The sequence below is a fragment of the Kluyvera georgiana ATCC 51603 genome (assembly GCF_001654985.1).
GTDB lineage: Bacteria > Pseudomonadota > Gammaproteobacteria > Enterobacterales > Enterobacteriaceae > Kluyvera > Kluyvera georgiana.
Genome location: NZ_LXEU01000014.1, coordinates 68,613 through 75,189 on the forward strand (window position 1 = coordinate 68,613; position 6,577 = coordinate 75,189).

A 6,577-nucleotide genomic window follows, 5' to 3' on the forward strand; every position below is an offset into this window, starting at 1 on the left:
CCGATTTATTCGATGAAGAGCGGCGTTGCCCAATAGAGCAGCGCCAGCCACGCAACAAACCCGCCGATTAACAGTAAACCTGCGCCACGGCCTATCTGGCGACGACGCCAGCACAGGAGGGCGAAGACCACGCTCACCAATACCATGACGCCATAGTCCCGGGTAAACGCGAGCGGGTTAAATGTCCCCGGCGCGAGAAGGGCAGGGATACCCAGAACGATAGCGATATTAAAGAAATTCGAGCCGATGATGTTGCCGACCGCAATATCATTTTCACCTTTACGCACGCCTGCGATGGCGGTTGCCAGCTCCGGCAGGCTGGTGCCGAGGGCGATAATTGTCAGGCCGATGGTTAGCTCGCTCATGGCGAAATAGTTTGCCAGCACCGTGGCGTTATCAATCACCATGCGGGTCGCCATCGGCATAATAATCAGCGCTACGCCGAGCCATAAGCAGGCGACGGGCAGCGAACCGTCGCGCGGCAGCTCGGCCAACTGCTCCTGGGTGAATTTATCGTTACCCTGGCGCTCGGCCAGACGCGCTATCTTAATGATAAACAGCAGCCACAGGGCTGCCAGCATAATCAGGAAAACGCCGTCCATCAGCGAGAGTTCGCCATCATACAGCACATACCCGGCCAGCAGGCTGACGACCAACATTAGCGGTATTTCACGGCGCAGGATATCAGAATGCACGGTAAATGGATGAAACAGCGCGGTCAGGCCGAGGATCAGTAATATATTGACGATGTTAGATCCGATGGCGGTCCCGACGGCGACGTCTACCTGACCATGAAGGGAGGCGGCGGCGGAGACGATAATTTCCGGCAGCGAGGTGCCGATACTGACCACGGTCATGCCAATAATCAGCGGTGGAACTCCCAGAGCACGGCACAAAATGGAGGCGGAGTACACGAGGCGGTCGGCGCTGTAGACCACCAGAAGTAAACCAATAATTAACAGAGCCGTGGCTAAGAGCATCTAAAGTCCTTTATTCGGGTATAATCGTCGGTCCGCACGTCTGGACGTAACGAATTCCTAATTTTGACTTTATGCGCAGGAAAAGTAAAACAAATGCCAGATTTCGTTAACTCGTGCGGTTAGGATTCTGTAAGAATGCGCAATTGAGCAGGAAATGATTCCTCTTAAGGACCTGGAAAGGTAAGCCTATGAGCCAAAATATCGAGAATTTGGTCGATATGCACGACGTCACGTTTACCCGTGGCAGTCGGGTCATCTTCGACAAGATCTCGCTGTCGGTGCCGCGCGGGAAAATCACCGCGATAATGGGGCCGTCGGGGATTGGCAAGACCACGCTGCTACGCCTGATTGGCGGGCAAATCCCCCCGGATAGCGGAGAGATCCTCTTTGATGGCGAGAACGTGCCGCAGATGTCGCGATCTCGTTTGTACACCGTGCGTAAACGGATGAGTATGCTGTTTCAGTCTGGCGCGCTGTTTACCGACATGAACGTGTTTGACAACGTGGCGTACCCGATTCGCGAGCATACCCGGCTTCCCGCGCCGTTGTTGAAAAGCACGGTGATGATGAAGCTCGAAGCCGTCGGCCTGCGCGGGGCGGCTAAGCTGATGCCGTCCGAGCTTTCCGGCGGGATGGCAAGACGCGCCGCGCTGGCCAGAGCGATTGCTCTGGAACCCGATCTGATCATGTTTGACGAACCGTTCGTCGGCCAGGATCCGATCACCATGGGCGTGTTGGTGAAGCTGATTTCTGAACTCAACAGCGCGTTGGGTGTCACCTGTATTGTGGTTTCCCACGACGTGCCGGAAGTGCTGAGCATTGCCGATTTCGCCTATATTATGGCGGACCGTAAAATCATCGCTCACGGTAGTGCAACTTCGTTGCAGGAAAACGACGATCCGCGAGTGCGTCAGTTCCTCGACGGTATTGCCGACGGCCCGGTGCCGTTCCGTTACCCTGCGGGCGATTATCGCCGCGACCTCATCGGCACAGGGAGATAATCGACTCATGTTGTTAAATGCACTGGCAGCGCTTGGACATCGCGGGATTAAGACCATCGCGACGTTTGGGCGAGCTGGGTTAATGTTATTCAATGCCGTTGTCGGCAAGCCGGAGTTCCGCAAGCACGCGCCGCTATTGGTGCGCCAGCTTTACAACGTTGGCGTGCTGTCGATGGTGATCATCATTGTGTCGGGCGTGTTTATCGGCATGGTGCTGGGGCTACAGGGTTATCTGGTGCTGACTACCTACAGCGCTGAGACCAGTCTCGGCATGCTGGTGGCGCTTTCCCTGCTGCGCGAATTGGGGCCGGTGGTGGCCGCGCTGCTGTTTGCCGGGCGTGCCGGTTCGGCGTTGACGGCGGAAATTGGCCTGATGCGCGCGACCGAGCAGCTCTCCAGCATGGAGATGATGGCGGTGGATCCGCTGCGCCGGGTGATTTCTCCGCGCTTCTGGGCCGGTGTGATCTCATTGCCGCTGCTGACGATTATCTTTGTGGCGGTAGGCATCTGGGGCGGTTCGCTGGTCGGCGTAAGCTGGAAAGGCATTGATGCCGGGTTCTTCTGGTCGGCAATGCAAAATGCGGTGGACTGGCGTCTCGATCTGGTGAACTGCCTGATCAAGAGCCTGGTTTTCGCCATTACGGTGACATGGATTGCGTTATTTAACGGTTACGATGCAATCCCCACTTCTGCCGGAATCAGCCGGGCGACCACCCGTACCGTGGTGCACTCGTCGCTGGCGGTTCTTGGGCTGGACTTTGTGCTGACGGCACTGATGTTTGGGAATTGAGTGAATGCAAACGAAAAAGAGTGAAATCTGGGTCGGTATTTTTCTGCTGGTGGCCCTGCTGGCGGCGCTGTTTGTCTGCCTGAAGGCGGCGGACGTTTCGTCAATGAAATCAGAGCCAACCTACCGCATTTACGCCACCTTCGATAACATCGGCGGCCTGAAGGCACGCTCGCCGGTGCGTATTGGCGGCGTGGTGATTGGCCGCGTGGCTGACATTACCCTGGATCCAAAAACCTATTTACCTCGCGTGGCGCTCGACATTGAAGATCGCTACAACCACATTCCGGATACCAGCTCGCTGGCGATTCGAACTTCCGGTCTGTTGGGGGAACAGTATCTGGCGCTGAACGTCGGTTTTGAAGACCCTGAGCTGGGAACGTCTATCCTTAAAGACGGCGGCACCATTCAGGACACCAAATCGGCGATGGTGCTGGAAGATCTTATTGGTCAATTCCTTTATAACAGCAAGGGCAGCGACAATAAGAATTCAGGCGATGCGCAGGAATCCACAGATGGACATACTGATACGGCGACGCCTGCAACTGGCGCGACGAATTAATCTCAGGAGATACTCGACATGTTTAAACGCTTACTGATGGTCGCCATGCTGGTGATTGCCCCGCTAACGGCCGCAACCGCAGCTGACCAATCTAACCCTTACAAGCTGATGAACGAAGCAGCGCAGAAAACGTTCGATCGCCTGAAGAATGAACAACCTAAAATTCGTTCTAACCCGAACTACCTGCGTGACGTGGTCGATCAGGAACTGCTGCCGTACGTACAGGTAAAATACGCCGGCGCGCTGGTGCTGGGCCGTTACTACAAAGATGCGACTCCGGCGCAGCGTGAAGCCTACTTTACCGCGTTCCGTGAATACCTGAAGCAGGCCTATGGCCAGGCGCTGGCGATGTACCACGGTCAGACCTACCAGATTGCCCCGGAACAGCCGCTGGGCGACGCGACCATCGTGCCTATTCGCGTGACCATCATCGACCCGAACGGCCGTCCGCCGGTGCGCCTGGACTTCCAGTGGCGTAAAAATACCCAGACCGGCAACTGGCAGGCATACGACATGATCGCTGAAGGGGTGAGCATGATCACCACCAAACAGAACGAGTGGAGCGACCTGTTGCGCACCAAAGGTATTGATGGCCTGACCGCGCAGCTGAAATCCATCTCCGCGCAGCCGATCACCCTGGAACAGAAAAAATAATGGCTGAACAGCTTAGCTGGACGCGCGACGGTGAGCGCCTGATGCTGCGCGGTGAACTGGACCAGGACTTTCTGGTGCCCCTGTGGGACGCCAGAAATGAAGTGACGCAGGGCGTTTCGGTGATCGATCTCAATGGTCTTAGCCGCGTCGATACTGCAGGTTTGGCGCTGCTGGTGCACCTGGTTGACCTGATTCGTTCCCAGGGCCGCAAGGTGAGCCTGGAAGGCGTCAGCGAAAAAGTGGCGACGCTGAAACGGTTGTATAATCTGCCTGAAGATATGATCCCTTAAAAATTTCAGCACGTTATTGCTTCTAATGTTCCTAAAGCCCCATCAATCTTACCGATGGGGCTTTTTGCTTGTTTAAGACTGCGCCACTTTCCTCTAAGATGTGGGGCTGTTTTCACTCTCAAATGAAATGTGAACCTATGGAAAATAATGAAATTCAGACCGTGCTGATGAATGCACTCTCCCTTCAGGAAGTTCTCGTTTCTGGCGACGGTAGCCACTTCCAGGTGATTGCCGTGGGTGAGATGTTTGAGGGCATGAGCCGGGTTAAGAAGCAGCAGACCATCTATGGCCCGCTGATGGAGTATCTTGCGGACAACCGCATTCATGCCCTGTCGATCAAAGCGTATACCCCGCAAGAGTGGGCTCGCGATCGCAAACTCAACGGTTTTTGAGCCATGGGGAAAGCGGTAACGCTTTCCCGGTGGCGAACGTGAATACTTAACAGAGATTAGATTTGATGGATAAATTTCGTGTGCAGGGGCCAACCCGCCTTCAGGGCGAGGTCACCATTAGCGGCGCCAAAAATGCTGCCCTGCCGATTCTTTTTGCCGCTTTGCTGGCAGAAGACCCGGTAGAGATCCAGAACGTACCGAAGCTGAAAGACGTGGATACCTCCATGAAGCTGTTGACGCAGTTGGGTGCGAAGGTAGAACGCAACGGTTCAGTATGGATTGATGCAGGCTCGGTCAACGTATTCTGTGCACCTTACGACCTGGTGAAAACCATGCGCGCGTCTATCTGGGCACTGGGGCCGCTGGTGGCGCGTTTTGGACAGGGCCAGGTTTCTCTGCCGGGTGGGTGCACCATTGGTGCGCGTCCGGTCGATCTGCACATCTCTGGTCTTGAGCAGCTAGGCGCGGAAATTAAGCTGGAAGAAGGTTACGTCAAAGCGTCCGTCAATGGTCGTCTGAAAGGCGCGCATATCGTCATGGACATGGTCAGCGTTGGCGCGACCGTCACTATCATGACAGCTGCGACGCTGGCGGAAGGCACCACCATCATCGAAAACGCCGCGCGCGAGCCGGAAATCGTCGACACGGCGAACTTCCTCAACGCGATGGGCGCGAAGGTGACGGGGCAGGGTACCGACCGCATCACCATCGAAGGCGTGAAGCGCCTGGGCGGCGGCGTTTATCGCGTTCTGCCTGACCGTATCGAAACCGGCACCTTCCTGGTGGCGGCGGCGATCTCCGGCGGGAAAATTGTCTGCCGCAACGCGCAGCCTGATACCCTGGACGCCGTTCTGGCCAAGCTGCGCGAAGCCGGTGCGGATATCGAAGTGGGCGAAGACTGGATTAGCCTGGATATGCATGGCAAGCGTCCGAAAGCGGTGAACGTACGTACCGCGCCGCATCCGGCGTTCCCGACCGACATGCAGGCCCAGTTCACCCTGCTGAACATGGTGGCGGAAGGGACCGGTGTGATCACTGAAACGGTCTTCGAAAACCGTTTCATGCACATTCCGGAACTGATCCGTATGGGCGCTCGTGCGGAAATCGAAAGCAACACTGCGATTTGCCACGGCGTTGAGCAGCTTTCTGGCGCTCAGGTCATGGCAACCGACCTGCGTGCATCGGCAAGCCTCGTGCTGGCGGGCTGTATTGCTCAGGGCACCACTATCGTTGACCGCATCTACCACATTGATCGCGGCTACGAACGCATTGAAGATAAGCTGCGCGCACTCGGCGCCAATATCGAACGCGTAAAAGGCGAGTAATTATTGCCGTGTATAAAGCCTCCCGAGTTTTCACGCGGGAGGCTTTTTTTACTGCGGAATCGCCAGGATGTTATGGTTGTTGTAGTCGATGACATTGGCTGTCTGAGGTAGCCCTGAGGCGCCGCTATTATCACCAAATGTTGCCATGGCATGAATTAACAAATTAACCTGCGAGGTTAATTCCGCGCTCTCGGCAAATTGGTCTGTTTCCTTGATTTTTGCTTGGCTGCGCTTATCTGTCTCTTCATTCATTAATGACGAGAGATGTAATGGATTGCTCAATGTCTCTTCGCTGTCCTCAACAACGATTTCACTTAGTGAAGTTGAAACGTTCTGCTTCGCTAATTTATCGCTCACAAACTCTTCAAGCTCACTAAGATCGATGGTTTGATCCTGAAGCTTGATTTCAAATCGGCGATAGCTGGCGGAGTTGAAGTAGTTGGTCAGGGTGACCATGTCGTCGGGGCTGTAAGCGTGAATGATCAGGTTGTAACCGGACTTTTCCAGGGTGAGGTCGGCGGCGGTAGCCCCCTGGAACACAAGGGTGTTGATGGCGGAGGTAGCAGAGTCAGAAACGGTGTCCTGG

Annotated in this window: 9 protein-coding genes; 7 read left to right on the forward strand and 2 right to left on the reverse strand. The window is 55.5% G+C overall.

Translation table 11 applies throughout. The features are described from left to right. Nucleotides 1–5: 5 nt before the first annotated feature. Nucleotides 6–980: a calcium/sodium antiporter gene (locus M989_RS03080; protein ID WP_064541859.1), complete on the reverse strand. Its 975-nt coding sequence runs from the start codon at nucleotides 978–980 to the stop codon at nucleotides 6–8. A gap of 188 nt (nucleotides 981–1,168) precedes the next feature. Here M989_RS03080 and mlaF point away from each other — a divergent pair, with 188 nt between their 5' ends. From mlaF to murA, 7 genes are all read left to right on the forward strand, one after another. After that, the gene (gene mlaF, locus M989_RS03085; protein ID WP_064541861.1) at nucleotides 1,169–1,981 is read left to right on the forward strand and encodes a phospholipid ABC transporter ATP-binding protein MlaF; all 813 of its coding nucleotides are present in this window, start codon (nucleotides 1,169–1,171) and stop codon (nucleotides 1,979–1,981) included. A 7-nt stretch (nucleotides 1,982–1,988) separates the two neighbouring features. Then, entirely contained in the window at nucleotides 1,989–2,771 is a 783-nt protein-coding gene (mlaE, locus tag M989_RS03090) for a lipid asymmetry maintenance ABC transporter permease subunit MlaE (protein WP_064541866.1), read from the forward strand. Nucleotides 2,772–2,775: 4 nt separating this feature from the next. Beyond that, on the forward strand, nucleotides 2,776–3,330 hold the full coding sequence (gene mlaD / locus M989_RS03095; protein WP_064541869.1) for an outer membrane lipid asymmetry maintenance protein MlaD: 555 nt from the start codon (nucleotides 2,776–2,778) through the stop codon (nucleotides 3,328–3,330). A gap of 18 nt (nucleotides 3,331–3,348) precedes the next feature. Then, nucleotides 3,349–3,984 (forward strand): phospholipid-binding protein MlaC, encoded by a 636-nt coding sequence (gene mlaC / locus M989_RS03100; protein ID WP_064541872.1) that lies wholly within the window; start codon nucleotides 3,349–3,351, stop codon nucleotides 3,982–3,984. Next, the gene (gene mlaB / locus M989_RS03105) at nucleotides 3,984–4,274 is read left to right on the forward strand and encodes a lipid asymmetry maintenance protein MlaB (RefSeq protein WP_064541875.1); all 291 of its coding nucleotides are present in this window, start codon (nucleotides 3,984–3,986) and stop codon (nucleotides 4,272–4,274) included. Before mlaC ends, mlaB begins: the two co-directional genes overlap by 1 nt. 137 nt (nucleotides 4,275–4,411) lie before the next feature. Then, nucleotides 4,412–4,666, forward strand: coding sequence for a BolA family iron metabolism protein IbaG (gene ibaG / locus M989_RS03110; RefSeq protein WP_064541877.1), 255 nt, complete (start codon nucleotides 4,412–4,414; stop codon nucleotides 4,664–4,666). Nucleotides 4,667–4,731: 65 nt separating this feature from the next. Further along, the gene (gene murA / locus M989_RS03115; RefSeq protein WP_064541880.1) at nucleotides 4,732–5,991 is read left to right on the forward strand and encodes a UDP-N-acetylglucosamine 1-carboxyvinyltransferase; all 1,260 of its coding nucleotides are present in this window, start codon (nucleotides 4,732–4,734) and stop codon (nucleotides 5,989–5,991) included. A 48-nt stretch (nucleotides 5,992–6,039) separates the two neighbouring features. On the opposite strand, the gene M989_RS25795 is transcribed toward murA, so the two are convergent. Beyond that, nucleotides 6,040–6,577: hypothetical protein (locus tag M989_RS25795; RefSeq protein ID WP_167351041.1), on the reverse strand; the 538-nt coding region annotated here is incomplete at its 5' end.

What these genes read in the sequence shown, in the direction of transcription:
- M989_RS03080 (WP_064541859.1), bottom strand. Translation starts at nt 980, where the DNA reads ATGCTCTTAGCCACGGCTCTGTTAATTATTGGTTTACTTCTGGTGGTC.
- mlaF (WP_064541861.1), top strand. Translation starts at nt 1,169, where the DNA reads ATGAGCCAAAATATCGAGAATTTGGTCGATATGCACGACGTCACGTTT.
- mlaE (WP_064541866.1), top strand. Translation starts at nt 1,989, where the DNA reads ATGTTGTTAAATGCACTGGCAGCGCTTGGACATCGCGGGATTAAGACC.
- mlaD (WP_064541869.1), top strand. Translation starts at nt 2,776, where the DNA reads ATGCAAACGAAAAAGAGTGAAATCTGGGTCGGTATTTTTCTGCTGGTG.
- mlaC (WP_064541872.1), top strand. Translation starts at nt 3,349, where the DNA reads ATGTTTAAACGCTTACTGATGGTCGCCATGCTGGTGATTGCCCCGCTA.
- mlaB (WP_064541875.1), top strand. Translation starts at nt 3,984, where the DNA reads ATGGCTGAACAGCTTAGCTGGACGCGCGACGGTGAGCGCCTGATGCTG.
- ibaG (WP_064541877.1), top strand. Translation starts at nt 4,412, where the DNA reads ATGGAAAATAATGAAATTCAGACCGTGCTGATGAATGCACTCTCCCTT.
- murA (WP_064541880.1), top strand. Translation starts at nt 4,732, where the DNA reads ATGGATAAATTTCGTGTGCAGGGGCCAACCCGCCTTCAGGGCGAGGTC.